Origin of the sequence: Aeromonas sp. XH (assembly GCF_033348475.1) — a bacterium.
GTDB classification, from domain to species: domain Bacteria; phylum Pseudomonadota; class Gammaproteobacteria; order Enterobacterales; family Aeromonadaceae; genus Aeromonas; species Aeromonas sanarellii.
Map to the genome: position 1 here is coordinate 233,808 of NZ_CP137630.1, position 26,128 is coordinate 259,935.

Below are 26,128 nucleotides of genomic sequence, written 5' to 3' on the forward strand. Positions count from 1 at the left end.
GGCCCAATGGGGCCCACATGGATATCTTTTGCAGGCGAGAAATCAGTAGCGCTCGCTGACGATCTCCTGGGTGAAGGACTTCTCGCAGTACTTGCACTTCATGCGCACCGCACCTTTCACCTCGCGCACCCGGAAGTAGCTGTCCACCGGCTCGTTGTGGGAGATGCAGTTGGAGTTGGGGCAGTGGAACACCCCTTCGATGAACTCCGGCAGCGCCAGCTGGTGCTTCTTCACCACCACGAAGTCTTCGATGATGTTGACGGTTGCCTTGGGGGCGAACAGCGCCAGCTGGTTGGCCTGCTGCTCGGTCAATCGGGTGTTCTCGATCTTGATGAGATCCTTCTTGCCCAGCGCGCCGGATTTCAGGTTGAAACCGACGGTGATCCGCTCCTGGGTCTCGATCAGCTGGAACAGCTTGAGGATCTTGATGCCCTGGCCGGCGGGGACGTGGTCGATGACGGAGCCGTGACGGATGGCTTCGACTTGCAGTTGGTTCTTCTCGGACATGATGTTCCCCTTTCCCTTAGACGGTTTCGTTCAGTACCAGTGCCAGCAGTGCCTGGCGCGCATAGACCCCGTTCTCCGCCTGCTGGAAGTAGTAGGCGTGGGGGGTCTTGTCGACGGCCACGTCGATCTCGTCGACCCGGGGCAGGGGATGCAGGATCTTCATGGTCGGCTTGGCCCCTTCCAGGGTGGCCAGTTCCAGCACGAACTTGGCGGCCATGTGCTTGTACTCGGTCTCGTCGAAGCGCTCCTTCTGGACGCGGGTCATGTAGAGGATGTCGAGCTCCGGCATCACCTCTTCCATGGTCTCGTGCACGCTGAACTGGATGCCCTTCTCCTCCAGCTCCTCGCACAGGTAGTCCGGCATGGCCAGCGCCTCGGGGGAGATGAAGAAGAAGCGGCAGTTGAACAGGCTCAGGGCCTGGGCCAGGGAGTGGACGGTGCGGCCGTATTTCAGGTCGCCGACGAAGGCGACGTTGAGGCCGTCCAGGCGCCCTTGCGTCTCGTGGATGGAGAAGAGATCGAGCAGGGTCTGGGTCGGATGCTGGTTGGAACCGTCACCGCCGTTGATGACCGGCACCCGGGAGAACTCGGAGGCGAGGCGGGCGGCGCCCTCCTTCGGGTGGCGCATCACCACCGCATCGGAGTAGGAGCCGATGATCTTGATGGAGTCGGCCAGGGTCTCGCCCTTCTTGGCGCTGGTGTTGCCGCCGTCGGCGAAGCCGATGATGTTGCCGCCCAGGCGCTGGACGGCAGTTTCGAACGACAGTCGGGTACGGGTGGAGGCCTCGAAGAAGCAGCTGGCGACCAGCTTGTCTTTCAGCAGGCGGCTGTCGGGTTCGGCCTTCAACCGCTGTGCGGTGGCGACCACCAGTTCCATGTCGGACCGGGTCAGATCCGAGATGGAGATGACGTGTTTGTTATAGAGTGGATTGGTCATCGTCTGCATTCCCTTTGACATCAATGAAGGTTTTTCCGGCACAAAAAAAAGCCCCTGAAACAGGGGCTCTTTTTAAAAACAACTGGGGATCTGTGGGGCGGGAACCGGAAACAACGGGGCCGCTCTGGTGCGCTCCACCCGTCTGCAAGGCTGCTTTTTTCATCAAAAACGGCATCGTCCTGTCCCGACCTTTTTTCAAACCGGACAGATTATAGGGCCGCTTTTTGAATTGTCAAAAATTTATTTGATAGGCAGGATTCGCCTGGGAAAACGTTTAAGTATCGCGAACGGGCCGGCAAATCCACAGCTCGTGTTCATCTCGCAGCGGCGCGCCGTCTTCGGCCATGCTGCGCAGGTAGCCGAGTCTGTGGTGTCCCTCCAGCAGGCAGTATGGGCGGGGCAGGGGCTGGCCGTCGGGGTAGCAGGCATCGGGCTCGGGTTCCAGCACTATGATGGGTTCGGACCAGGTGCCGAGACTCAGCATCTTCTCCCCGAGCCAGGAGCGGCGCACGTAGCGATTGTGGCGCAGCATCTCGCCCCAGCGGTCGATGACCTCCATATGGCGGGAGTCGATGTTGGCGACAATCTGCGCCGTGGGCCAGCGTTCCCGCTCGAAGCGGTGGCTGGCGAGGTCGATAAAGCTCCAGTTGGATTCAAAACCGCGCCAGTGGCGGTAAATCCACTGGGCAAGCACGTTCGGGGGAATGAAGGGCACCAGGGGATAGACCCGCTCGAGGTAGTCAGCCAGGGACTCGGTTTTGCGCTCATCCCTGAAGTTGAGCGGTGCAAGTTGTTGCAGCAGTCGGTAATTGAGCATGGGCGGCCTCCCTGTACCTGATTTCACCCTACCCCCATTTGTGTCCCATTCCTACCCCGTTGGGGCTGCAAATACAGCAGCTTACCCCTGCTCCTTGCAAGAATGACGGGGATTTGCTCGTCATTTGTTCGATCGCATCGAAAGTGAGAAAAAAAGCCTTTACCTTTGAACCCCGCTTTGTATACTACGCCTCGTTTGTTGCAGGGGCGTAGTTCCAATTGGTAGAACAGCGGTCTCCAAAACCGATGGTTGCGGGTTCGAGTCCTGCCGCCCCTGCCATTTTTCAGAAAGGCCAGCTCATTGAGCTGGCCTTTCGCATTTCCGACGTTTGCCGCCGCCTCCGTTAGCCTCTTTTCCCCCTCTTCGCCGCTGCCATTTCTGCCAATGGAGGCCGCTTTTCCCCTGTGCTACACCTTGCTTCCTGCCAGATGGCGCCCTCAGGCGCATCGCATCCGGCGGGCCCAAGGCGCTTCAACAAGGAGAGAGCGATGAACAAGGCAGTGGATACGCGTCACCCCCATGCCCATGCCGGTGGCTGGGTCCCCCGGGATCAGGCCCATGTGGCACGCTGGGTGCAGCGGCTGCGTCAGGCGGTCACCCGCCAGCCGCGCCCGCTGGTGGCACCAATCGCCGGGCTGAAGGCGCTGGTGGAGCAGGATCCTGTCCTGCATCTGCAGGCCCAGGCGATGTTTGACGAGGCGTGGCAGCACGAGCAGAGCACGCCGCTCGGCCAGATCGAGGTGCGCAGCTTCGACGAGTTCCTGCTGCTACTCAACGGCATCATGACCACGGCCCCGGAGGCCTATCAGGATGTGAAAACCCAGGAGCCCGCCGGGCTGATCGGATTTCCCATCAATGCCCTGCTCAACTGGCCCATGGCGACGGTCGCCGGCTACGACTTCTTCGCCAATGCGCTGGTGAACCAGCAACTGCGCAAGATCCTCGGCTACTGGGCCGACTTCCTGCAAAGCCCCGCGTCCCGCTATGTGCTGACCGAGTCGGTGAGCCCCCTGGATCGCCAGACCCTGATCGTTCCCTGGCTCGGCGAGGTGGCGAAGGAGGAGATGGTCCGGGTGGCGCAGGGGGCGCTCGGGGCCGGCGACAACCCCACCCCAGACCGCTTCGAGGAGATCTTCCACACCGTGCCGGGAGAGCAGTACGAGGGCTTTGCCAGCTGGGACGACTTCTTCACCCGCCGTTTCTGCCCCGGCGTGCGGCCGGTGACGGCCCCGGATGATGACAGCGTGATCGCCAATGCCTGCGAATCGGCCCCGCTGCAGGTGGTCAGAGGGGTACGGCGGCAGGATGCCTTCTGGCTCAAGGGGCAGCCCTATTCCCTGGACAACCTGCTGGACTTCGACCCGCGCGCCGCCGCGTTCGAGGGGGGCACTCTCTATCAGGCCTTCCTCAGCGCCCTCAGCTATCACCGCTGGCACAGCCCGGTGAGCGGCACGGTGCGCTCGGTCAAGGTGGTCAACGGCTGCTACTACCTCGCCAACCGGTACCAGGGCTTTGGCAACCCGGAGGGGCCTGACCCGAGCGCCCCCAACCAGTCCCAGCCCTTCCTCACTGCGGTAGCGACCCGGGCACTCATCTTCATCGAGGCGGACAACCCCAAGATCGGCCTGATGTGCGTGGTGCCGGTGGGCATGGCGGAGGTGTCGAGCTGCGAGGTGACGGTGCAGCCGGGGCAGCGGATCGCGAAGGGGGAGCAGCTCGGCATGTTCCACTTCGGCGGCTCCACCCACTGCCTGCTGTTCCGCCCCGGGGTCGAGCTGGCGTTCGACTTCTACGGCCAGCAGCCGGGGCTGGAGGCGTCCAACCTGAGGATCAACACGGCGCTGGCGCGGGTCGGATAACCCCGCCTCCGATAGCACGAGGCCGCCTTCGGGCGGCCTTGTTGCATTCAGGCCTGCTGCCGGAGAAGCAGATCCAGGTAGGCACCTTCTATCAGTTGGGAGGGCTCTACCTCAAGCTGCGCCATGATGTCGTTGGCTTCCTGCATCCCCGCCTCAAGCGGCTCGTCCTCCTCCAGCACCACCTCCAGTTCGAGGAAGTGGCCAAGCCCCTGCACCTGATCGAGGTGGATCCGGGTTCTGCCGACCAGCAACAGGGTGCGCTTCTTCTGCACCCTGCCGATCTGGCCCCAGGCCAGGCTGAGGGTCTCCCGCAGGCGATCTGGTTCATGTGTCGGGGTCAGCTGATAGAAGCTCTCCTTGGGGCCTTGTTGATCGGCGCGGCGGTAGAAGATGAGCTCGCCGGTCGAGGGGGAAAAGGTTCGCAGCTTCAGACGACCGGCGTCACAGTGAAAGAAGGAGTCATCCTGCTCGATCTCGACGGGGCCCTGATCGGCGATGGCGAGTGCCTTGGGGAGTAGATCATCTATCCGCTCTATGCTGGCTTTGATCTCGATATTTCGGGGCATGGCAGGTTTATCTATCAGGGTTTGAAGGAGTCCACCCTAGCACGGATTGCGTCCCTGCATAGCCATCTGTCGAGACGGATATCGGCTGAAGACTTGGTAGTTTTTCGTGACCCACGGCATAACCTGTTGCCGAGTCATGATAAATCAACAGGATTCACTAAAGTCTGCTCCTCATACTGCCGATAGATCTACCAAGATGGGGGTATTTCCGACCCCCGGCTACCACAAGGATTCGTTGTCATGACTCTCTCGTTGCGCGGCAAGTTGCTCGCGGCCAGCCTGGGGGTAGTGCTGCTGATGGCAGCCCTGCTCGGTATCGTCGCCTTCCACACCCTCAAATCCCGCACCCTGGGCGCCATCCAGAGCGAGGCGGTCAACTACGGCCACGCCCACTCGGTGGCCATCGGCAACTGGCTGGCGGATCGCAAGCACGCGGTCGATGCCCTGGCCGCCGTGATTGCCGACAATCCCGAGACGACCCTGGTGTCGCACCTGCTGCAGACCCGCACCTCGGGCGGCTTTGGTCTGACCTACTTCGGCTCGGAGCAGGGAGAGATGACCCGCCACGATCCCTCCCTCAACACCGCCAACTACGACCCCAGGGTGCGTCCCTGGTATCAGAACGCCAGCAAGGCGGGCCGACTCATCGTCACCGCTCCCTATGTCAGCGTGACCATGCAGCAGATGGTGGTGACCCTGGCCGAGCCGGTGAGCCACCAGGGCCGGGTGATCGGGGTCGCCGGGGCGGATCTCTCCCTCGATGCCCTCATCGACGAGGTGCTGGCCATGAAGGTACAGGGGGAGGGCTACGCCATGCTGCTCGATCGTGCCGGCCTCATCGTCGGCCACCCGAACAAGGAGCTGGCGCTCAAGCAGGTGGCGGAGCTGGATCCCGGCCTCACGGGGGCGGCGCTGGATGCGTGGAGCCGGGACGGCGAGCTGCACGGCGCCAACCTGAACGGGCGCGAGGTGCTGCTCTCGGTACAGGGGGTGCCCGGCACCGACTGGCTGCTCGCCATGGTGATGTACAAGGACGTGCTGGAAGCCCCGCTCGCCACCCTGCTGTGGCAACTGGTGGGGCTGACCCTGGTGCTGTTGCTGGTGTTCGGCGCCCTGCTCATCGCCATGTTCAACTACCTGTTCGCCGATCTCGGCCGGGTGTCGAAGGCGCTTGCCGCCATCGCCCACGGGGAGGGGGATCTCACGGTGCAGATCGCCACCAGCAGCAAGGACGAGGTGGGACTGCTGGCCCAGAACTTCAACCTGTTCGTGACCCGGCTGCACGGCATCGTCAGCCGGTTGCGGGACGTCACCATAGAGCTGGCGGCACAGTCCAGGACCCAGGCGGCGGGGGCCGAGGCACGCAGCCAGCGGGTGCGCCAGCAGCAGGATGAGATCGTAATGGTGGCGACCGCGGTGACCGAGATGGCTTCCGCCACCCAGGAGATCGCCGGCAACGCCGAGTTTGCCGCCACTACCGCCGGGGAGGCGGTCAGCCTGGCCGTCGCCGGCCAGTCCCAGGTCGGCCAGAGCCAGCGCAGCATCACGGGGCTGGCGGACGAGGTGTCCGACGCGAGCCAGACCATTCACGAGCTGGACGGCCACGCCCAGCAGATCAGCGGCATCCTGGCCACCATCAGCGGCATCGCCGAGCAGACCAATTTGCTGGCGCTCAACGCCGCCATCGAGGCGGCCCGGGCCGGGGAGCAGGGGCGGGGCTTCGCCGTGGTGGCGGACGAGGTGCGGGTGCTGTCGCGCCGCACCCACGACTCCACCGCCGAGATCCAGCAGATGATCGAGGCCCTGCAGCAGACCACCCGCCGCGCCGTGGGCGGCATGGAGACCAGCCGCCGGCTCGCGGGCACCAGCGTGGAGGATGCGGAATCCGCCAACCAGAGCCTGGCGCGGATCAACGAGGCCATCGGCTCCATCAGCGACATGGCGACCCAGATAGCGGCGGCGGCCGAGGAGCAGACCTCGGTGACCGGCGAGATCAGCCGCAACACCGAGAACATCCGCCACGTCTCCCAGGCGCTGGCGGAGCAGGCCGGGGAGGAGGCGGCTCAGGCCGCCGAGCTCAAGTCACTGACCGAGCGGCTGGAGCAGGAGATAGGACGCTTCCGGCTCTGATCCTCCCGTCATTCAGCCAAGAGAAAGGGCAGCCCGCGGGCTGCCCTTTTGTGTTGCCAGCTCAGGGGGTCTGACTGACCCGGATCAGCTGGTCGGTGGCAAAGCCGAGCACCCTGGCTTGCGCGATCAGGGCCTGCACCTTCTCCTCGGGCGGGTTGGGGGTTCGCGAGAGGACCCAGAGGTACTGGAGGTTGTAGCTGCTCACCAGGGAGAGCTCGTAGTCGGTCGCCAGCACGTTGTAGCTGCCGTAGAAGGGGCCGAAGAAGCTCACCTTGAGGCGTCCCTCGTCGCGCTCGCCCATGAAGTAGGCGCGCCCCTCGGCCTCGCGCCACTGGCCGTCCTCGTCCTGGCCCCGGTTCAGCACCCTGACGCCGCCGTCGTCCCTCAGGCTGTAGCTGGCGGTGACCCGGTTCAGGCCGCGCTCGAAACGGTGATCGAGTCGGGCCACCTCGTACCAGGTGCCCAGGTAGCGGTCGAGCTGGAAGGGCTTGACCACCTGGTGCCCCTGTGGAATGCCGGTACAGGCGGTGACCAGCAGGGCCAGAAGCAGGATCAGCGTGCGCATGTCATCCCTCCACGATACGCAGTTGTCCCGAGCGAAAACGCACCGCGTGCTCGCTCGGGGTGTTGCCAAAGAAGCGCTTGTACTCGCGGCTGAACTGGGAGCCGCTCTCGTAGCCCACCTTGCCCGCCGCCACCCCGGCCTTGAGGCCGTCGTGCAGCATCATCAGCCGCGCCCGGTGCAGGCGGAGGGTCTTGATGTACTGCAGGGGCGAGGTGGCGGTAGCCGCCTTGAAGTGGTGGTGGAAGGCCGAGACGCTCATGTTCGCCTCCCGGGCCAGCTCCTCCACCGTCAGGTTCTCGGTAAAGCGCTGCTCCATGATACGCAGCACCCGGGCGATCTGGCTCACCTGGCTGTGACGGCTGGCCATGGCGAGCAGGGCGGGGGCCCCCGCCTCATGCAGGGCGTGGAACAGGATCTCGCGCACTATCTGGGACCCCAGCACCCGGGCGTGGAGCGGCTTGTCCATCACGTCGATGAGGCGCTCCACGGCGCAGAGCATGGTCTCGGAGAGGGGCACGGAGACCACGCCGCGGCCAGGCTCCGCCGGGGCGGGGGCCGCGTCCCCCATCTCCAGCAGCAGGGCCTGCAGCGCCGCCACGTCGATCTCCACCGAGAGCCCCACCAGGGGGGATTCGGGGGAGGCGAAGCACTCGCACTCGCAGGGCAGCGGCAGGGTCATCATCAGGTAGTGCTCGGGGTCGTAGCGGAAGGTGAAGTCCGAGAGATAGCCCACCTTGTGCCCCTGCAGGATGATGATCATGCGCGGGCGGTAGAGCACCGGGATGCGGTCGTGATGCTCCGTGGTGTAGATGAGGTGTACGCCGGGCACGGGGGCGGCGGTGATCCCCGGGTGGGGTGCCAGGGCGGCGAGTCGGCTGGCGAGGGCGGACTGGTGGGTCGCCGCGATGGGCTGATTTGTACTCATTTATCCAGGCTCAGTAGAAATAGGCAAGAAATCGGCAGAAAGCTCACTTGATGGTAGGTGGTTATAAGAGAAAAATGCAACCCATACCTTACCGACTACGACCACTCCGGGAGATCCCATGAACAACTTCATCCTGCACACCCCCACCAAGGTGCTGTTCGGCAAGGGCCAGGTGGCCCAGCTGCGCGGCCAGATCCCCAGCGACGCCCGCATCCTCGTCACCTACGGCGGTGGCAGCGTGGTGCGCAGCGGCCTGCTGGACCAGATCCGCAGCGAGCTGGCCGGCCTGACCCTGTTTGAATTTGGCGGCATCGAGCCCAACCCCACCTACGAGACCCTGATGGGCGCCGTCGAGCTGGCGCGCGCCGAGCGGATCGACTTCCTGCTCGCCGTCGGCGGTGGTTCCGTGCTCGATGGCACCAAGTTTATCGCGGCGGCCGCCCACTACGATCCGGCCAGGGATCCCTGGCACATCCTCGAGACCGTCGGGGGCGAGGTGGCCTCCGCCATTCCACTCGGCAGCGTGCTGACCCTGCCGGCCACCGGTTCCGAGATGAACATGGGCGCCGTCATCACCCGCAAGAGCACAGGGGACAAGCAGCACTTCTTCTCGCCCTTCGTGATGCCGCGCTTCGCCGTGCTCGACCCCGTGCTCACCTATACCCTGCCCGCCCGTCAGGTGGCGAACGGGGTGGTGGATGCCTTCATCCACACCCTGGAGCAGTACCTCACCTACCCGGTGGATGCCAAGGTGCAGGATCGCTTCGCCGAAGGGCTGCTGCTGACCCTGATGGAGGAGGGCCCCAAGGCGCTGGTGGAGCCGGAAAACTACGACGTGCGTGCCAACATCATGTGGAGCGCCACCCTGGCACTGAACGGCCTGATCGGTGCCGGCGTGCCCCAGGACTGGGCCACCCACATGCTGGGCCACGAGATCACCGCCCTGCACGGTCTGGACCATGCCCAGACCCTGGCGGTGGTACTGCCTGCCCTGCTCAATGCCAAGCGCGAGCAGAAGCGCGCCAAGCTGCTGCAATACGCCGAGCGGGTCTGGGATCTGCGCAGCGGCAGCGAGGCCGAGCGCATCGACGGTGCCATCGCCGCCACCCGCGACTTCTTCGAGCGGATGGGGATCAAGACCCGGCTGCGGGATTACGTGGCCGACGCCCGTATCGACGCCCTGCTGGCCAAGCTCGAAGAGCACGGCATGACCAGCCTGGGGGAGCACGGCGACATCGACCTGGCCCAGAGCCGGCATATTTATGAGGCCGCCTGGTAAGCAGAGCACGCCTGAACCGGGCTGCAGGTCCGGTTGTACCAGGGGGCCCGACTCCGCCGGATGGCGGGGCAGCGGCCCCCTGATCGTTGCAAAATGGTTACTTTTTCCCTTTTCATCTCATCAGATGAGCCAATGGCAGATTTCATAAGAACAAAAAACGCTAAGGTAGAGAGCGGCCCAAACATTTTTTTTGACTGGTTGGATCACTTTTTTTGGCGCTTTTTGCTGGTATAAGCCCCTAATTTGGTTTGTTTTTTTTAATCGTGCGCCGGGATGGGTTGAATTCTGTACCCGACCGTCCGGGGCCGTGGTTGTAATAAAACTCCAAAATTTGATACTAATCACCCTCGCGCCTGAAAAGCGGGGGCCTGACCGTGACAGGAGGTCGAGGTGAAGCCTGCTGATTTTCATAACAAAGGGCCCGTGACCTGCACTTTGATCATGCCTTGTCCCCTCAGACATGAGAGACTGGGCAATGATTGTTTATTAACCATCAGGGAATAGTCATGCAGATTGGAATACCGAGAGAGAGTCTCGCCGGTGAGACCCGGGTCGCAGCGACCCCGGCCACTGTCGAGCAGCTGAAAAAGCTCGGCTTCGAGGTTGCCATCGAGGCCGGTGCCGGCCTGCGAGCCAGCTTCGATGATGCCGCCTTCGAGGCTGCCGGTGCCAGCGTGGTACCGAACGTCTGGCAAGCCGACCTTGTCTTCAAGGTCAACGCGCCGACCGAGGCCGAAATCGCACAAATTAAGGATGGTGCCACCCTGGTGAGCTTCATCTGGCCCGCCCAGAACCCCGAGCTGGTCAAGAAGCTTTCCGAGCGCAACATCAATGTGATGGCGATGGACATGGTGCCGCGGATCTCCCGTGCCCAGTCCCTGGACGCCCTCTCTTCCATGGCCAACATCGGTGGCTATCGCGCCGTGGTGGAAGCCGCACACCAGTTCGGTCGCTTCTTCACCGGCCAGATCACCGCCGCCGGTAAAGTGCCGCCCGCCAAGGTGCTGGTCATCGGTGCCGGTGTGGCCGGTCTGGCCGCCATCGGGACCGCCGGTTCCCTCGGTGCCATCGTGCGTGCCTTCGATACCCGTCTGGAAGTCGCCGAGCAGATCGAGTCCATGGGTGGGGAATTCCTCAAGCTGGACTTCGGCGGCGAAGATGGCGCATCCAGCGACGGTTACGCCAAGGTGATGAGCGAAGAGTTCATCAAGGCCGAGATGGAGCTGTTCGCCCAGCAGGCCAAGGAAGTGGACATCATCATCACTACCGCCCTGATCCCGGGCAAGCCGGCACCCAAGCTGATCACCAAGGAGATGGTGGACAGCATGAAGCCGGGCTCCGTCATCGTGGACATGGCGGCCCAGGCCGGCGGCAACTGCGAATACACGGTACCGGGTGAACTGCATGTCACCGACAACGGCGTCAAGGTGATCGGTTACACCGATCTGCCGGGCCGCCTGCCTGCCCAATCCTCCCAGCTCTACGGCACCAACCTGGTCAACCTGATGAAGCTGATGTGCAAGGAGAAGGACGGCAACGTCGCCATCGACTTCGAAGACGTGGTGCAGCGCAACATGACGGTGATCCAGGCCGGTGAAGTGACCTTCCCGCCCCCCGCCATCTCCGTCTCTGCCGCCCCGCAGAAGCCCGCTGCCGCCAAACCGGCCGCCAAGAAAGAAGAGAGCAAGCCCTCCAACAAGAAGTTCGTGTTCGGTGCCCTCGGCATCGCCGCCTTCGGTTGGGTGGCCGCCGTGGCGCCTGCCGCCTTCCTCTCCCACTTCACCGTCTTCATCCTGGCCTGCGTGGTCGGTTACTACGTGGTGTGGAACGTCTCTCACGCCCTGCACACGCCGCTGATGTCGGTCACCAATGCCATCTCCGGCATCATCGTCGTCGGTGCGCTGTTGCAGATTGGACAAGGGTCGACCCTGGTCACCGTGCTGGCCTTTGTCGCCGTGCTGATTGCCAGTATCAACATCTTCGGTGGCTTCACCGTCACTCAGCGCATGCTGAAGATGTTCCGTAAGGATTAAGGGGGTTTAACGTGTCTCAAGGACTGGTAACAGCATCCTATATCGTTGCCGCCGTGCTCTTCATCCTCAGTCTCGCGGGACTGTCGAAGCAAGAGACGGCCAAGCATGGCAACCTGTTCGGTATCGCGGGCATGGCCATCGCCCTGCTCGCCACCGTCTTCAACCCGGAAACCAGTGGCGTCCACTGGATCATCCTGGCCATGGCCATCGGTGGCGCCATCGGCGTGCGTCTGGCCCTCAAGGTCGAGATGACTGAGATGCCCGAGCTGGTGGCCGTGCTGCACAGCTTCGTGGGCATGGCAGCGGTGCTGGTGGGCTTCAACAGCTTCATCGATCTGCACCCCTCCGCCCCCGCTGAAGTGGTGGTCTCCGTCGGTTCCAACCTGGATGCGACCCTGGCAGCCGCCCGGGCGGCGTTCGAGCAGGCGGCCAGCGTCGCCCAGGTCGAGCACCTCTCCGGCGCCATGCTGAACATCCACTTGGTGGAAGTGTTCCTGGGCGTCTTCATCGGTGCCGTGACCTTCACCGGTTCCGTGGTGGCGTTCGGCAAGCTGCGTGGCCTCATCTCTTCCAAGCCGCTGATGCTGCCCCATCGTCACAAGCTGAACCTGCTGGCCGTGGTGGTCTCCTTCGCGCTGATGATCCACTTCGTCAACGCCGGTGGCTCCACCTTCGCCCTGCTGGTGATGACTCTGATCGCCTTCGCCTTCGGCTGGCACCTGGTGGCCTCCATCGGCGGCGCCGACATGCCGGTGGTGGTCTCCATGCTGAACTCCTACTCCGGTTGGGCGGCGGCGGCGGCGGGCTTCATGCTCTCCAATGACCTGCTGATCGTCACCGGTGCCCTGGTGGGTTCCTCCGGTGCCATCCTCTCCTACATCATGTGCAAGGCGATGAACCGCTCCTTCATCTCCGTGATCGCCGGTGGCTTCGGCTCCGACGGCGTGGCCTCCACCGCCGAGCAGGAGCTGGGCGAATACCGCGAGACCAACGCGGAAGACGTGGCCGACATGCTGAAGAACGCCCACTCCGTCATCATCACCCCGGGCTACGGCATGGCGGTGGCGCAGGCGCAGTATCCGGTGGCCGAGATCACCCACAAACTGCGTGAGCGCGGCGTCAAGGTGCGCTTCGGTATCCACCCGGTGGCCGGTCGTCTGCCTGGTCACATGAACGTGCTGCTGGCGGAAGCCAAGGTCCCCTATGACATCGTGCTGGAAATGGACGAGATCAACGAGGACTTCGGCGATACCGACGTGGTGCTGGTGATCGGTGCGAACGACACCGTCAACCCGGCCGCCATGGAAGATCCGGGCAGCCCCATCGCCGGCATGCCGGTGCTGGAAGTGTGGAAGGCGCAGAACGTCATCGGCTTCAAGCGCTCCATGAACACCGGCTACGCCGGGGTCCAGAACCCGCTGTTCTTCAAGGAGAACACCCAGATGCTGTTTGGCGATGCCAAGGCCAGCGTCGAGGCCATCCTGAAGGCGCTCTAAGGGTCGATGGGATGAGACAAGAGGAGGCTTCGGCCTCCTTTTTTATTGCCTGTTTTTTACCGGGGCCAAGGCATTGATGGCAAAGAGATTCGCCGGGATGGCGGGGCGCGCGTGCCGGCGGCAGCGCAGCAATCCGGTGACCTTGCCCCTGCGGGAAGGCATAATGGCGGCAAAAAGGGGAGCGGGCTCAATTTTATTTGATATCCGCCCCGTTAGAATCAAATTAAGTTGCATGAACAGGGTGGCCCGGCGGGCCACCCCGAGGCGTGACCCGACACCGTCATGGGATGACCGCGGTACAGTGAACCAGAGAAACCACAGATGAAAGCACAATGGACCGACTTTATTACCCTGCTCAAGCGTGAAGTGGTGCCGGCCCTGGGCTGCACCGAACCCATGTCGGTGGCCCTGGCGGCGGCCAACTGCCGCAGGCTGCTGGGGCAGGTGCCGACCCGCATCAGCGTCTGGGTCAGCGGCAACCTGTTCAAGAACGGCATGGGGGTGGGGGTGCCGGGTACCGGCATGATAGGCCTGCCGGTGGCGGCGGCCGTCGGCCTCACGGGGGGCAACCCGGACGCCGGGCTGGAGGTACTCAAGGCCCTGACGCCGGCCCAGGTGGAGGCCGCCAAGGCGCTGCTGCCCATGATCCAGGTGGATGTGAAGGACGTGCCTGACGTGCTCTACGCCGAGGTGCTGGCAGAGGTGGACGGCCACAGCGCCCGGGTGGTGATCTGCACCGACCACACCCGCATCGTGCTGATGGAGAAGGATGGCGAGGTGCTGCTGGCGCAGGACAGCGCCCCGGGCGTGCAGATCCAGCCCGCCAGGTCTGACAAGCCCGCCATGACCCTGCGGGAGATCGTCGACTTCGCCCTGCAGGCGCCCCTGGCCGAGATCGATTTCATTCGCGAGGCGGCCAGCATGAACCAGGCGCTGGCGGACGAGGGGCTGCAGGGCTATGGCCTGCGCATCGGCAAGATCCTGACCGAACAGGTGGAGCGCAAGCTGCTGTCCGACGATCTGATGACCCTGGCCATGCGCCTCTCCTCCGCCGCCTCCGATGCGCGGATGGACGGCGCCATGCTGCCCGCCATGTCGAACTCGGGTTCCGGCAACCAGGGCATCGCCGCCACCATGCCGGTGGTGGCCGCCGCCCGTTTCCTCGAGGCCGATGATGAGCAGCTGGCCCGCGCCCTGGTGATGAGCCACCTGGTGGCCATCTACATCAAGATGTACCAGAACAAGCTCTCCGCCCTGTGCGCCGCCAGCACCGCCGCCATGGGATCGGGGGCCGCCATCACCTGGCTGCTCGGCGGCCAGTTCGAGCAGATCAGCCACTGCATCAACAACATGATTGGCGACGTCTCCGGCATCATCTGCGACGGCGCCGGCAGCGCCTGCTCCATGAAGGTCTCCACCTCCACCTCGGCGGCGGTGAAGTCGTCCCTGATGGCCATCAACAACCTGCGGGTGCCCCAGAGCGAGGGGATCGTCTCCGACGACGTGGATCAGACCATCGCCAACCTGGGGCGTCTCTCCAAGCAGGGGATGCTGGACACCGACATCGAGATCATCAACATCATGCGGGCCAAGCAGCAGGGCAAGGCCAGCTGACGAGCCGCAAGCCGGCATAGACCCATAAAAAAACCGGAGCCAGTGGCTCCGGTTTTTTCATTGTCCGTTGAACGCTCAGCCGCGGCCGAGGCGATTGTCCGGGTAGTTCTTGGCCAGCACTTCGCGGGCGTGGCGGGCCAGGGTCGGCATCTTGAGGGTGTCGTAGGCGTTGACCATGATCTCCAGCGCCTTCTCGGTTTCCGCCGTGTCGGGGTAGGTCTCGACGACCAGCTTGGCGCGGTTGGCGGCGGCGATCAGGGCGTCACGCTTGACGTAGTACTCGGCCACCCCCAGGTCGTAACGGGCGAGGCGGTTCTTCAGGCCGATCATGCGGGCGCGGGCGTCGGCCGCATACTGGCTGTTGGGGTAGTTCTGCAGCAGGGTCTTGAAGTCCTGGAAGGCCTGACGGGCGTAGGAGGGGTCCTTGTCATCCCGATCGATGCCCAGGAAGTCCTGGAAGAAGTTGTAGTCTGCCGCCATGTTGGTCAGACCGCGCATGTAAAAGACGTAATCGATGTTCTTGTGCGCCGGATTGAGGCGGATGAAACGGTCGATGTTGGCGACCGCCTGGGCGGTGTCGTCCTGCTTGTAGTAGGCGTAGATGAGGTCGAGTTGCACCTGGTTGGAATAGGCACCGAACGGGTAGCGGGAATCCAGCGCCTCCAGCAACTCGATGGCATTCAGGTAGTTGCCTGCATCCAGCTTGAGCCGGGCTTTATGGTACAGGACTTCCGGCGGTTCGTCGGGAACCTTGGGTTTGGTGCTGGAACAGCCAGTGATCAGGGTGGCAACCAAGGCGAGCGACATCAGCAGGTGAGACTTCTTTCCCATCAACAACATCCGGTCCATTTCCACGAAATTGGCAAAGTATCCGTTATGCTTGGCTAAAAGAAAAGCTAGAATACCCGGATTATTTCGAATTGATACCCCCGCTCAAGAGACCATACATGAGCCAGCATATTGAACTGACAGGCGAATTTCAGGATCACCAATTCGGGCAGCGACTCGACCAGGCCCTGGCCGAATTGTTTCCCGACTACTCCCGCACCCGCATCAAGGAGTGGATTTTACAGGACAGAGTGACCCTGGACGGTCAGGTTGCCAATACCCCGCGCGAGAAAGTGGTGGCCGGGCAGCAGGTGCATGTGAATGTGGAACTGGCAGACGACACCCGCTGGGATGCCCAGAACATCGAGCTCAACATCGTCTATGAAGACGAACACATCCTGGTGATCGACAAGCCGGCCGGCCTGGTGGTCCACCCGGGTGCCGGCACGCCGGACGGCACAGTGCTCAACGCCCTGCTGCACCGCTACCCCGGCATCGCCGAGGTGCCTCGTGCCGGCATAGTGCACCGTCTGGACAAGGACACCACCGGTCTGATGGTGGTCGCCAAGACCATTCCGGCCCAGACCCACCTGGTGGAGGCGCTGCAGGCGCGCCAGATCACCCGTGAGTACGAGGCCATCGCCATCGGTCACATGACTGCGGGCGGCACCGTCGATGCCCCCATCGGCCGTCATCCAACCCAGCGTACCCACATGGCCGTGGTGCCCAATGGGCGCGAGTCCGTCACCCACTACCGGGTGCACGAGAAATTCCGTGGTCACACCCGCCTGCGGCTGCGGCTGGAGACCGGTCGAACCCACCAGATCCGCGTGCACATGGCCCACATCAAGCATCCCCTGGTGGGGGATCCCGCCTACGGCGGCCGTCTGCGTCTGCTGCGCAACGCCACCCCAGAGCTGACCGAGGCCCTGCGCAACTTCCATCGCCAGGCACTGCACGCCACCATGCTGAAGCTGGCCCACCCCATCACGGGTGAGGTGATGGAGTGGCACTCCCCCACGCCGCAGGACATGGTGGATCTGATGGAGGTGCTGCGGGCGGATACCCTGGCCAACCCGGACGATCTGGTCTGGAACTGAGACAGCGGCAGTTCTGCGACTATTCCTGCCGCAACCTGCCCTGCATGATCTGACACGGGGCCCCTTGACTGGTTGCAGCCAAGGGGCCCCGCTTTCATATGACCGAAAGGAGCCACAGATGAACTGGATCGAACCCGACTGGCCCGCGCCGGGCAATGTCAGGGCCCTGTCGACCACCCGAAACGGGGGCCTGAGCGAGGGAGTCTTTGCCGGCCTCAACCTGGGGGCTCACGTGGGAGACGAGCCGGCCAGGGTCGAGGCCAACCGCACCTTGCTGCAACAGGCCGCAGGGGTCCCCGGCCCCCTCAACTGGCTCAACCAGGTGCATGGCACCGCCGTGCATCCCGTGAGTCGCGAGTATGGGGGGACGCCGGAGGCCGATGCGGCCTGTGTCCGCGAGGCCGGGCTGGCCTGCATAGTGATGACCGCCGACTGCCTGCCGGTGCTGTTCTGCGATCGGGCCGGCACCGTAGTGGCGGCGGCCCATGCCGGCTGGCGCGGGCTGCAGGGGGGCGTGCTGGAGGAGAGCATCGCGGCCATGGGCTGCGAGCCGGGCGAGATCCTGGCCTGGCTGGGCCCGGCCATAGGCCCCACGGCCTTTGAGGTGGGCGGCGAGGTGCGCGACGCCTTTATGGCGGAGCAGGCGGAAGCGGCGGCTGCGTTCGTCCCTTCGTCCAGCGAAGGGAAATGGCTGGCGGATATCTATCAGCTGGCCCGGCTGCGCCTCGCCCGTGCCGGCGTCACCGCCGTTTATGGCGGCGAGCACTGCACCTTCAGCGATTCCGAGCGTTTCTACTCCTACCGCCGCGATGGCCAGACCGGTCGCATGGCCTCCATCGTCTGGCTGGCTCCCTAACCTCTTCCCCCGCCCTGCATCTTGCCGGGCGGGGGATGCTGCCTCCTTCCCGCCTTGCAGAAAAAATAACCAGGCCTGCCCCTTGAAATAGCCCGTACGGGCCTCATCTTTCATCTCAGAAAGTTATGTTGTTTGCCGCGCAAGCGGCGTCTGTCTTGAAGGGGGAGTGCAATGCGCCTCGATCGCCTGACCAGCAAATTCCAGATTGCCATTTCCGATGCCCAGTCCCTTGCACTGGGTCGTGACCACCAATTCATCGAACCCGTCCACCTGATGAGCGCCCTGCTCAATCAGGACGGCGGCTCCATTCGTCCGTTGCTCGCCCTGACCGGGCTCGACATCAATGCCCTGCGCTCGCGCCTCGGTGAGGAGCTGGATCGCCTGCCCCGCGTCAGCGGCGTGGAGGGGGACGTGCAGCTCTCCAACGGCCTCGGCCGGTTGCTCAACGTCTGCGACAAGCTGGCCCAGCAGCGCAAGGATCAGTTCATCTCGTCCGAGCTGTTCGTGCTGGCGGCCCTGGACGAGAAGGGGACCCTCGGCGAGCTGCTGCGCGCCCAGGGACTGACCAAGGAAAAACTCGACGCGGCCATCGACAAGGTGCGCGGCGGCAAGAAGGTGGAGGATGCCAACGCCGAGGAGAACCGCCAGGCGCTGGAGAAGTACACCATAGATCTCACCGAGCGGGCCGAGCTCGGCAAGCTCGACCCGGTGATCGGCCGGGATGACGAGATCCGCCGCACCATCCAGGTGCTGCAACGCCGCACCAAGAACAACCCTGTGCTGATCGGCGCCCCTGGCGTCGGCAAGACTGCCATCGTCGAGGGGCTGGCCCAGCGCATCATCAACGGCGAGGTGCCGGAAGGGCTCAAGAACAAGCGGGTGCTCTCCCTCGACATGGGGGCCCTGGTGGCCGGGGCCAAGTATCGCGGCGAGTTCGAGGAGCGGCTCAAGGCGGTGCTCAGCGATCTGGCCAAGGAGGAGGGCAACGTCATCCTGTTCGTGGACGAGCTGCACACCATGGTCGGCGCCGGCAAGGGCGAGGGGGCCATGGACGCGGGCAACATGCTCAAACCCGCCCTGGCCCGTGGCGAGCTGCACTGCGTCGGCGCCACCACCCTCGATGAGTATCGCCAGTATGTGGAGAAGGATGCCGCCCTGGAGCGCCGCTTCCAGAAGGTGTTGGTGGAGGAGCCCTCGGTAGAGGACACCATCGCCATCCTGCGTGGCCTGAAGGAGCGCTACGAGCTGCACCACCATGTGCAGATCACCGACCCCGCCATCGTCGCGGCGGCCCAGCTGTCCCACCGCTACATAGCCGATCGCCAGCTGCCGGACAAGGCCATCGACCTCATCGACGAGGCGGCGGCCAGCATCCGGCTCCAGATCGACTCCAAGCCGGAATCCCTGGACCGGCTCGAGCGACGCATCATCCAGCTCAAGCTGGAGCAGCAGGCGCTGATGAAGGAGGACGATGACGCCAGCCGCAAGCGCCTCGATCTGCTCAATCAGGAGCTGAGTGAAAAAGAGCGGGAATACAACGAGCTGGAAGAGGTGTGGAAGGCCGAGAAGGCCGCCCTCGCCGGTACCCAGCACATCAAGGCGGCGCTGGAGCAGGCCCGTCAGGATCTCGAGGTGGCGCGTCGCGCAGGCGACTTGGGCCGAATGTCCGAGCTGCAGTATGGCCGCATCCCCGAGCTTGAGAAACAGCTCGACCTCGCCACCCAGGCGGAGATGCAGGAGACCAGCCTGCTGCGCAACCGGGTCACCGACGTGGAGATTGCAGACGTCCTGGCGCGCTGGACCGGCATTCCGGTGGCGCGGATGCTGGAGGGGGAGCGGGAGAAGCTGCTGCGGATGGAAGATCAGCTGCACAGCCGGGTGATCGGCCAGGAGGAGGCGGTGGACGCCGTCTCCAACGCCATTCGTCGCTCCCGTGCCGGGCTGTCCGACCCGAACCGCCCCATCGGCTCCTTCCTGTTCCTGGGCCCCACCGGGGTGGGCAAGACCGAGCTGTGCAAGGCGCTGGCGGAGTTCCTGTTCGACACCCAGGACGCCATGGTGCGCATCGACATGTCCGAATTCATGGAGAAGCACAGCGTGGCCCGTCTGGTGGGGGCGCCTCCGGGATACGTGGGTTACGAGGAAGGCGGTTATCTGACCGAGGCGGTGCGCCGTCGCCCCTACTCGGTGATCCTGCTGGACGAAGTGGAGAAGGCCCACCCGGACGTGTTCAACATCCTGTTGCAGGTGCTGGACGACGGCCGCCTGACCGATGGTCAGGGCCGCACCGTGGACTTCCGCAACACCGTGGTCATCATGACCTCCAACCTCGGTTCGGATCTCATTCAGGAGCACCACTCCGAGAAGGATTACGACGAGATGAAGGCCATGCTGATGGAGGTGCTGACCCGCAGCTTCCGGCCGGAGTTCATCAACCGGATCGACGAGACCGTGGTGTTCCACCCGCTCGGCGAGGAGCACATCAAGTCCATCGCCCGTATCCAGCTCAAGAGCCTGATGAGTCGCCTGGAGTCCCAGGGCTTCGAGGTGGAGGTGAGCGAGGAGCTGCTGACCAAGCTGGTGCACGCGGGCTTCGACCCCGTCTACGGGGCGCGGCCCCTCAAGCGGGCCATTCAGCACAAGGTGGAGAACCCGCTGGCCCAGGCACTGCTCTCGGGTCGGGTCATCCCCGGCAAGCGGCTGCTGCTCGGGGCGGACAGCAACGGTCTCACCATGACCCAGTAACCGGTTGGTCGATAAAAAACGCAGGCTCAGTGCCTGCGTTTTGTTTTGAGGGAAAATCTGATGCTCACCTTTTCCGTGCTGGTGGATGACGATGTTTATCGGCCAGGCTGTCTGCCCGAGCGGGGATTGGCGCTGCTGCTGGAGTGCGACGGCCTCAGGGTGCTGTTCGACAGCGGCCGTGGCCGGGCTTTGCGTCACAACGCCACCGTGATGGGGATCGATCTCGCCTCCCTCACCCACGTGGTGCTCTCCCACGGTCATTACGACCATGTGGGCGGGGTCGGCTCGCTGCCCCGCTATGCCACGCCCATCCCGCTGATCGCCTGTCCGGATGTGTTCAATGAGCGGGGCTACTTCCTGCCAATCCCCTTCTGGCGATGCAACCTCTATCGCCTGTCGGTGGAGCTGGCTCAGGAGTCGCTGGCGGCCAAAGGTTTGCTCCCCCACTGCTCGGCCGATCCGGTGTGGATCTCTGATCGTCTGGTGTTCCTCGGCAGCATTGTGCGGCGCGACAGGGCCGCCCCCTCGCTGCTCGGCTACATAGTGCGGGGCGGACGGGTGGAGAAAGACCTTATCAGCGATGACTCGGCGCTGGCCTATAAGAGTTCCAAAGGTCTTATCGTCTTTATCGGCTGCGGTCACGCCGGGGTCGAGAACATCATAGCGCGGGCCAGGGAGGTGTGTGGCGAGGAGCGGATCCACGCCGTCATCGGCGGCCTGCATCTGAAGTTTTCCGGTCCGCAGCGGGCGGCGACGCTCGGCGCCTATTTGGAAGAGGAAGCGGTGGAGAAGCTGTTTGCCTGCCACTGTACCGGCAGCAGAAAGGCGAGACTGCCGCGTCAGCACCCGATCGGGGCCGGTTTCGAGTACAGTTTTCCGACATAAAAAACGGCAATCCGAAGATTGCCGGGAGGAATGTATTCAATGCGACCTGGCGTGGGTCGAGCGGGTCGCAGGGGCAAGCCCCGTTTTCGCAGAGGGCCGTCGAAGATGGCCTCCTGCTTACAGCCTGTCCGGACTGCGCTCGCTCAGTCCGCACTGCCACACTTGCTGGCGTCCGGCGGGCATGCCGCCGGGCGCCATCCGTTCGTTACAGCATGCCGGGGATGCGCTCCTTCATCTCGGCCGGCCAGACGCCGACCTGTACCTGACCGATATGCTCTTTTTGCAGCAGCAGCATGGCGAGACGGGATTGGCCGATGCCGCCGCCTATGGTTTGCGGCATCCGCTCCGCCAGCAGATCCTGGTGCCAGTCGTACTGCAGGCGATCCTCGTCGCCGGTGAGGGCGAGCTGACGGCGCAGCGCCTCGGCGTCGACCCGGATCCCCATGGAGGAGATCTCGAAGCTGTCCTGCAGCACCGGGTTCCACACCAGGATGTCGCCGTTCAGACCGGCCAGGCCGAGTTCGCTCTCGCTGCTCCAGTCGTCGTAGTCCGGGGCACGCACGTCGTGGCGCTCGCCGTGGGACAGGTCGCCGCCGATGCCGATGAGGAACACGGCCCCCAGCTCCTTGGCGATGGCGCGCTCGCGCCCCTTGGCGTCGAGATCCGGGTAACGGGTCAGCAACTCTTCGCTGTGCAGGAACTGGATCTCCGCCGGCAGGAAGGGGGTCAGCTCGTGCTCGGCGCAGACCGCCCGCTCGGTGGCCTTGATGGCGGACCAGATGCCGCGCACCGTCTCCTGCAGATAGGCGAGATCCCGGCGCTCGCTCGGCATAACCTTCTCCCAGTCCCACTGATCCACGTAGACGGAGTGGATGGGGGTGAGCCTGTCCTCGTCCGGGCGCAGCGCCTTCATGTGGGTGTAGATGCCTTCACCCGGGCCGAAACCGAAGCGGCCCAGGGTCTGGCGCTTCCACTTGGCAAGGGAGTGCACCACTTCGTAGCTGTGTCCGGGGAGTGTCTTCACCTTCACCTGCACCGCATTCTCGTGGCCGGACAGGTTGTCCTGAGTGCCATCACCGACCCGGCTCAGGATGGGGGCTTGTACCTCCATCAGCCCAAGTTGCAGGGCGAGCTGGCGGGAGAACATCTCTTTGACGAAGCTGATCTGTTGTTGGCTGCGAATGTAGTGCTGTTTCATGCTGAATACCTGTTTCAAACCCGTTGGATGTGGCGATTCTTCAACAGATTGCGCACTAAATTCAATATTCGATAATAGAAATAGGCTTTACGCATTTTTTTGTTCAAAATATCCGGTATGTTACTGAGATATCGTCAACGGGAGTGCAAAAAAGTGTCGGAAAATTATCGGATCGATAATCTCGATCAGGCCATCCTCACCGCCCTGATGGAGAATGCGCGGCTCCCTTACGCCGAACTGGCCAAGCAACTGGCGGTCAGCCCGGGCACCATCCACGTGCGGGTGGAGAAGATGAAGCAGGCGGGGATCATCGAGGGAACGCGGGTGCAGGTGAACCCCAAGAAGCTGGGCTACGACGTCTGCTGCTTTATCGGCATCAATCTGAAGAGCGCCAAGGACTATCCCTCGGCCCTGGCCAAGCTGCAGGCCCTGGACGAGGTGGTGGAGGCCTATTACACCACGGGCCACTACAGCATCTTCATGAAGGTGATGACCCGCTCCATCGACGAGCTGCAGACCGTGCTGATCCACAAGATCCAGACCATAGACGAGATCCAGTCCACCGAAACCCTGATCTCGCTGCAGAACCCGATATTGAGAGACGTGAAGCCCTGATCACCCCTGTGGATGAGGATCAGGGCTCGATATAGGGAATGCCGTACTTGTCGTAGAGGGCCTTGAGGCGCCCATCCTGCTTCATGTGCCGCAGTTCGGTGTCATAGGCCGCCATCAGGGCCGGGGTGTCGGCATCGGCCCGGGAGCGGGTCCAGACATTGAAGTAGGGGCTGGTCTTGAGGGGCTTTGGCAGGTAGTCGAGCCTGCCCTCCAGCCCCTCTTCCCTGATCTGGGCGAAGGCGGTGACCAGGGACATGGGGACCACATCGATGCGCCCGGCGATCAGCTTGCGCAGTTGCAGCTGGTTGATGGGGATCTCCTGGAAGCGGTAGGCAGGGTCGGCCATGGCTGCCGCGAGCTCGGGGGTGTAGGAGAAGTCACGGGTGACACCGATGCGCCAGGGCTTGAGATCCGCCAGATGGTCGTAGTGGATCTGCCCCACGGACTCCTTGCGTATGAAGAAGTGCCAGCTGTGGAGGATGTGGGCCTGCTTGGGGTAGAGCAGGTAGGCCTCCCGCTCCGGCTTGTAGGAGTGGGTCAGCAGCAGATCATAGAGGCCGCCCTCGGCATTGCGGGTGAGCCTGGCCCCGGAATCGATCAGCTCTATCTTGATGGGGATCCGGAGGGTGCCGAAGATGGCGCTGACCAGATCCACGTCCAGCCCCCTGGGGTGGCCGCCTTCATCCAGCCACTTCAGGGGCGGCTCAAGGATGCCGCCAATGACCAGCTCCCTGGCCGACAGCCAGCAGGGCAGCAGCAAGCAGAACACGAGCAAGCTTCGCACGTTACATCTCCTGAGCACGCGGGACGAGGTCACGCATGCCGGATGCGGTGGCCGTCAGATATCTAACTAGAGACGACCCCGGATGGCAAACCCTGAAATGGGGAGGGGACAAAAGAATGGCACCGGGGAAGGGGCGTGGCACTGCATCGGCAGGCCGCCCTGTGGCAGAGTCGGGAGGGGGGACCAACCGCTCGTTGTTGTGCAGGGGAAGTTTGCAGGAGCCCGCCCCCTGCGTGGAACGTGCGTGGGGGCAGCGTCGCCTCAGGTCGCCTGACATTGCTTCAACTGGGTGTTGAGGGCCTGCATCACCCGGCGCCGGCTGATGAGGCCGATCACCCTGTCCCCCTCCATCACCGGATAGAGCCTGGGCTTGGCCCCGGTCATCTGGCGGGCGAGATCCAGGATGCTGTCGTCCGGGCCGACGAACAGCGGTGTCCGGCTCATCAGATCCTCGACCCGGGTGCGGCTGTCGCAGTGATAGCTGCCGGTGAGCAGGGCGGGAATGCAATCCTGCTCGGAGAGGAATCCGATGAGTCGTCTCTGGTCGTCCAGCACCGGCAGGCCGCCGAGATCGGCCAGGTGCAGCCTGTCCATGGCCTCGGCCAGGCCGAGCTCGGGGCTGAGTGAGTGGGTCAATGGCTGCATATGATCGCGAACTTGTAGCATGATGGTGGCTCCAACAGGGTCGATGGTGTCACTGTGCCCGGTCGGCCCGGCGTGGGGCCAATGGGTTTGGTCTCGGACATTGATAGGCCATTCACGAAGCAGAGGCCCTTCGCGGGATCCGGTATGGGTCGGGCAGGGCGACAACCACAAGGAGAGGGTATGCGTGCATTGGTAACGGGCTGTGGCCGCCGACTGGGATTCTATCTGTGCGAGCAGCTGGTGGCGGCGGGTTGGCAGGTCACGGGCAGCTATCGCAGCGAGCGGCCCGAGTTGGCCCGCCTGCGGGCGCTGGGGGTGGAGCTGGTGCAGGCGGACTTCGCCGTGGAGGAGGAGGTCGCCCGCCTGGTCAGGGCGCTGGGTGTCCATGAGGATCTGGCGCTGATCATCCACAACGCCTCGGCCTTCGAGCCAGAAGCCGATGAGCAGGCGGCCCAGCTGGCCCAGTTCGATCAGTTCTACCGGGTGCACATGGCGGCACCCTTCCAGCTCAACCGGGCCCTGGCCCCCGTGCTGGCGCGCAATGCCAACGCCAGCATCATCCATATCACCGATATCTATATCCACGCCCCGGCGCCCCAGTTTGCCAGCTATGTGGCCACCAAGGCGGGGGCCCACTCGCTGGCCATGAGCTTTGCCCGGGAGCTGGCGCCCGCCGTGCGGGTCAACACCATAGAGCCCGGGCCCATCCTGTTTCTCGACGAACACGGCGACGAGTGGCGCCAGCAGGTGCTGGCAAAGACGCCGCTGGCGCGGGAAGGGGGGCTGGCGCCCATCTGGCAGGCGGTGCAGTTGCTGATGCAGAACGACTATATGACCGGGGCCAGCATACGGGTGGACGGGGGGCGGGCCCTGGCCGTCATCTAGGAGGCATGATGACGCGAGGCGCCCCTGGGCGCCTCGCGGTTTTGCGCGGGGACTAGTGGTGGCGGATGGTCGCGTGATGGGGCGCCCTGTCCGGCGGCGTGCCGCCGAGGCTCCTGTGCTCCTCGGGCAGCAGGAGATCGACGGGGGAGTGGCCGAAGTGCTGGCGTGCAAATACCTTGCTGCCAGGCAGGCTCAGCACCACCTTGCCGGCCTCGATGCGCCCGCCCAGATACATCTCGGCCAGCAGCTCGCCGAGGTAGGCATCCACCCCGACGGCGGCGAAGTCATTCCGCTCGTCCCAGGCCAGGATGTCGATGTCGAGCGGCCTGTCCGCCACCTTGCACAGAGGGTGGTTGCGATCCCGGCCGTGGGCCAGCTCCATGGTGACAAACTCGGCCTTGAGCTGGGCGGTGGAGAGTTCGCTCTGGACGACGAACAGGCAGTTGAGAAAGTCGTGGTGCGAGTGCATGCCGACCGGTTTGGTCCGGATCACCGAGCTCAGGCGCAGGTGACCGAAGCGTGCCAGCAATTCCTCAACGGCCTGACAGACATGCAGGCCGGGGTCGAGATTGGATCCAATGCTGCAGAGATAAAACATGCGTACCCTTCCTTGGTTTGGGCTCGTCTGAAATATATACGCGGCTCACGGTTATTGGATTCACTATGAATTAACATATCGTTATCTGTTGTGATCCAACTCTGATTGACAGAAAGGAGGTTTGCATGAGCGTGGAAATGAAATGGGCACTGTTGACCGCCGCGGGGGCCCTGGCCGTGATCATGATCATCTGTCTGGCGTCCGTCGGTCTGGCGTGATCCCGGGCCCTTGGTGCAATCAAACCGGCCTCCTGGCCGGTTT

Annotated in this window: 24 protein-coding genes and 1 tRNA gene; 14 read left to right on the forward strand and 11 right to left on the reverse strand. The window is 63.8% G+C overall.

What is annotated here, in order from left to right; all coding sequences use genetic code 11:
• Positions 1 to 42: 42 nt before the first annotated feature.
• From pyrI to R2B70_RS01045, 3 genes are all read right to left on the reverse strand, one after another.
• A complete protein-coding gene (gene pyrI, locus R2B70_RS01035) occupies positions 43 to 507 on the reverse strand; it encodes an aspartate carbamoyltransferase regulatory subunit (RefSeq protein WP_209794295.1) in 465 nt (154 codons plus the stop codon).
• A 16-nt stretch (positions 508 to 523) separates the two neighbouring features.
• Positions 524 to 1,444: an aspartate carbamoyltransferase gene (pyrB, locus tag R2B70_RS01040; RefSeq protein ID WP_042078770.1), complete on the reverse strand. Its 921-nt coding sequence runs from the start codon at positions 1,442 to 1,444 to the stop codon at positions 524 to 526.
• Between the two features lie 274 nt (positions 1,445 to 1,718).
• Positions 1,719 to 2,261 (reverse strand): hypothetical protein, encoded by a 543-nt coding sequence (locus tag R2B70_RS01045; RefSeq protein WP_209794293.1) that lies wholly within the window; start codon positions 2,259 to 2,261, stop codon positions 1,719 to 1,721.
• A 202-nt stretch (positions 2,262 to 2,463) separates the two neighbouring features.
• On the opposite strand from R2B70_RS01045, the gene R2B70_RS01050 reads away from it, so the two are divergent.
• Both R2B70_RS01050 and R2B70_RS01055 read left to right on the forward strand, forming a co-directional pair.
• Positions 2,464 to 2,540 (forward strand) — tRNA-Trp (locus tag R2B70_RS01050).
• 209 nt (positions 2,541 to 2,749) lie between these two features.
• A complete protein-coding gene (locus tag R2B70_RS01055; RefSeq protein WP_318162428.1) occupies positions 2,750 to 4,120 on the forward strand; it encodes a phosphatidylserine decarboxylase family protein in 1,371 nt (456 codons plus the stop codon).
• A gap of 47 nt (positions 4,121 to 4,167) precedes the next feature.
• On the opposite strand, the gene R2B70_RS01060 is transcribed toward R2B70_RS01055, so the two are convergent.
• Complete coding sequence (locus tag R2B70_RS01060; RefSeq protein WP_318162429.1) at positions 4,168 to 4,686, reverse strand: class IV adenylate cyclase; 519 nt, start codon at positions 4,684 to 4,686, stop codon at positions 4,168 to 4,170.
• A 240-nt stretch (positions 4,687 to 4,926) separates the two neighbouring features.
• Here R2B70_RS01060 and R2B70_RS01065 point away from each other — a divergent pair, with 240 nt between their 5' ends.
• A complete protein-coding gene (locus tag R2B70_RS01065) occupies positions 4,927 to 6,816 on the forward strand; it encodes a methyl-accepting chemotaxis protein (protein WP_318162430.1) in 1,890 nt (629 codons plus the stop codon).
• Positions 6,817 to 6,877: 61 nt separating this feature from the next.
• On the opposite strand, the gene R2B70_RS01070 is transcribed toward R2B70_RS01065, so the two are convergent.
• Both R2B70_RS01070 and R2B70_RS01075 read right to left on the reverse strand, forming a co-directional pair.
• Positions 6,878 to 7,381, reverse strand: a complete 504-nt coding sequence (locus R2B70_RS01070; RefSeq protein WP_318162431.1) for a lipocalin family protein — start codon at positions 7,379 to 7,381, stop codon at positions 6,878 to 6,880.
• 1 nt (position 7,382) lies between these two features.
• Positions 7,383 to 8,306, reverse strand: a complete 924-nt coding sequence (locus R2B70_RS01075; RefSeq protein ID WP_318162432.1) for an AraC family transcriptional regulator — start codon at positions 8,304 to 8,306, stop codon at positions 7,383 to 7,385.
• A 118-nt stretch (positions 8,307 to 8,424) separates the two neighbouring features.
• Here R2B70_RS01075 and yqhD point away from each other — a divergent pair, with 118 nt between their 5' ends.
• The 4 genes from yqhD to R2B70_RS01095 all read left to right on the forward strand — a co-directional run bounded on the left by yqhD (position 8,425) and on the right by R2B70_RS01095 (position 14,728).
• On the forward strand, positions 8,425 to 9,585 hold the full coding sequence (gene yqhD, locus R2B70_RS01080) for an alcohol dehydrogenase (RefSeq protein ID WP_318162433.1): 1,161 nt from the start codon (positions 8,425 to 8,427) through the stop codon (positions 9,583 to 9,585).
• 506 nt (positions 9,586 to 10,091) lie between these two features.
• Positions 10,092 to 11,618 (forward strand): Re/Si-specific NAD(P)(+) transhydrogenase subunit alpha, encoded by a 1,527-nt coding sequence (gene pntA, locus R2B70_RS01085; protein WP_318162434.1) that lies wholly within the window; start codon positions 10,092 to 10,094, stop codon positions 11,616 to 11,618.
• A gap of 11 nt (positions 11,619 to 11,629) precedes the next feature.
• Positions 11,630 to 13,114, forward strand: coding sequence for a Re/Si-specific NAD(P)(+) transhydrogenase subunit beta (pntB, locus tag R2B70_RS01090; RefSeq protein WP_216991483.1), 1,485 nt, complete (start codon positions 11,630 to 11,632; stop codon positions 13,112 to 13,114).
• 321 nt (positions 13,115 to 13,435) lie between these two features.
• A complete protein-coding gene (locus R2B70_RS01095) occupies positions 13,436 to 14,728 on the forward strand; it encodes a serine dehydratase subunit alpha family protein (RefSeq protein ID WP_216991484.1) in 1,293 nt (430 codons plus the stop codon).
• 75 nt (positions 14,729 to 14,803) lie between these two features.
• Here R2B70_RS01095 and R2B70_RS01100 read toward each other — a convergent pair whose 3' ends face one another.
• On the reverse strand, positions 14,804 to 15,559 hold the full coding sequence (locus tag R2B70_RS01100; RefSeq protein ID WP_042078784.1) for an outer membrane protein assembly factor BamD: 756 nt from the start codon (positions 15,557 to 15,559) through the stop codon (positions 14,804 to 14,806).
• Positions 15,560 to 15,675: 116 nt separating this feature from the next.
• Here R2B70_RS01100 and rluD point away from each other — a divergent pair, with 116 nt between their 5' ends.
• The 4 genes from rluD to R2B70_RS01120 all read left to right on the forward strand — a co-directional run bounded on the left by rluD (position 15,676) and on the right by R2B70_RS01120 (position 21,142).
• Positions 15,676 to 16,656: a 23S rRNA pseudouridine(1911/1915/1917) synthase RluD gene (gene rluD / locus R2B70_RS01105; RefSeq protein ID WP_042078785.1), complete on the forward strand. Its 981-nt coding sequence runs from the start codon at positions 15,676 to 15,678 to the stop codon at positions 16,654 to 16,656.
• Between the two features lie 118 nt (positions 16,657 to 16,774).
• The gene (pgeF, locus tag R2B70_RS01110) at positions 16,775 to 17,512 is read left to right on the forward strand and encodes a peptidoglycan editing factor PgeF (RefSeq protein WP_318162435.1); all 738 of its coding nucleotides are present in this window, start codon (positions 16,775 to 16,777) and stop codon (positions 17,510 to 17,512) included.
• Positions 17,513 to 17,683: 171 nt separating this feature from the next.
• Positions 17,684 to 20,257 carry an ATP-dependent chaperone ClpB gene (gene clpB, locus R2B70_RS01115; RefSeq protein ID WP_042078787.1) on the forward strand — a complete coding sequence of 858 codons (2,574 nt, stop codon included), beginning with the start codon at positions 17,684 to 17,686 and terminating at the stop codon, positions 20,255 to 20,257.
• A gap of 60 nt (positions 20,258 to 20,317) precedes the next feature.
• Positions 20,318 to 21,142, forward strand: a complete 825-nt coding sequence (locus R2B70_RS01120) for an MBL fold metallo-hydrolase (protein WP_318162436.1) — start codon at positions 20,318 to 20,320, stop codon at positions 21,140 to 21,142.
• A 205-nt stretch (positions 21,143 to 21,347) separates the two neighbouring features.
• Here R2B70_RS01120 and asnA read toward each other — a convergent pair whose 3' ends face one another.
• Positions 21,348 to 22,340, reverse strand: coding sequence for an aspartate--ammonia ligase (gene asnA, locus R2B70_RS01125; RefSeq protein ID WP_318162437.1), 993 nt, complete (start codon positions 22,338 to 22,340; stop codon positions 21,348 to 21,350).
• Positions 22,341 to 22,493: 153 nt separating this feature from the next.
• Here asnA and asnC point away from each other — a divergent pair, with 153 nt between their 5' ends.
• Complete coding sequence (gene asnC, locus R2B70_RS01130) at positions 22,494 to 22,955, forward strand: transcriptional regulator AsnC (protein WP_202043249.1); 462 nt, start codon at positions 22,494 to 22,496, stop codon at positions 22,953 to 22,955.
• A 19-nt stretch (positions 22,956 to 22,974) separates the two neighbouring features.
• On the opposite strand, the gene R2B70_RS01135 is transcribed toward asnC, so the two are convergent.
• Positions 22,975 to 23,730 carry a substrate-binding periplasmic protein gene (locus R2B70_RS01135; RefSeq protein ID WP_412055163.1) on the reverse strand — a complete coding sequence of 252 codons (756 nt, stop codon included), beginning with the start codon at positions 23,728 to 23,730 and terminating at the stop codon, positions 22,975 to 22,977.
• A gap of 270 nt (positions 23,731 to 24,000) precedes the next feature.
• Positions 24,001 to 24,405 (reverse strand): CBS domain-containing protein, encoded by a 405-nt coding sequence (locus tag R2B70_RS01140; protein WP_209794269.1) that lies wholly within the window; start codon positions 24,403 to 24,405, stop codon positions 24,001 to 24,003.
• Between the two features lie 159 nt (positions 24,406 to 24,564).
• On the opposite strand from R2B70_RS01140, the gene R2B70_RS01145 reads away from it, so the two are divergent.
• Entirely contained in the window at positions 24,565 to 25,269 is a 705-nt protein-coding gene (locus tag R2B70_RS01145) for an SDR family oxidoreductase (protein ID WP_290436583.1), read from the forward strand.
• Positions 25,270 to 25,321: 52 nt separating this feature from the next.
• On the opposite strand, the gene R2B70_RS01150 is transcribed toward R2B70_RS01145, so the two are convergent.
• Entirely contained in the window at positions 25,322 to 25,867 is a 546-nt protein-coding gene (locus tag R2B70_RS01150) for a 2-amino-4-hydroxy-6-hydroxymethyldihydropteridine diphosphokinase (RefSeq protein ID WP_318162440.1), read from the reverse strand.
• Positions 25,868 to 25,992: 125 nt separating this feature from the next.
• Here R2B70_RS01150 and R2B70_RS01155 point away from each other — a divergent pair, with 125 nt between their 5' ends.
• Positions 25,993 to 26,085: a YnhF family membrane protein gene (locus R2B70_RS01155; RefSeq protein WP_157005474.1), complete on the forward strand. Its 93-nt coding sequence runs from the start codon at positions 25,993 to 25,995 to the stop codon at positions 26,083 to 26,085.
• The last annotated feature ends 43 nt before the right edge of the window (positions 26,086 to 26,128 follow it).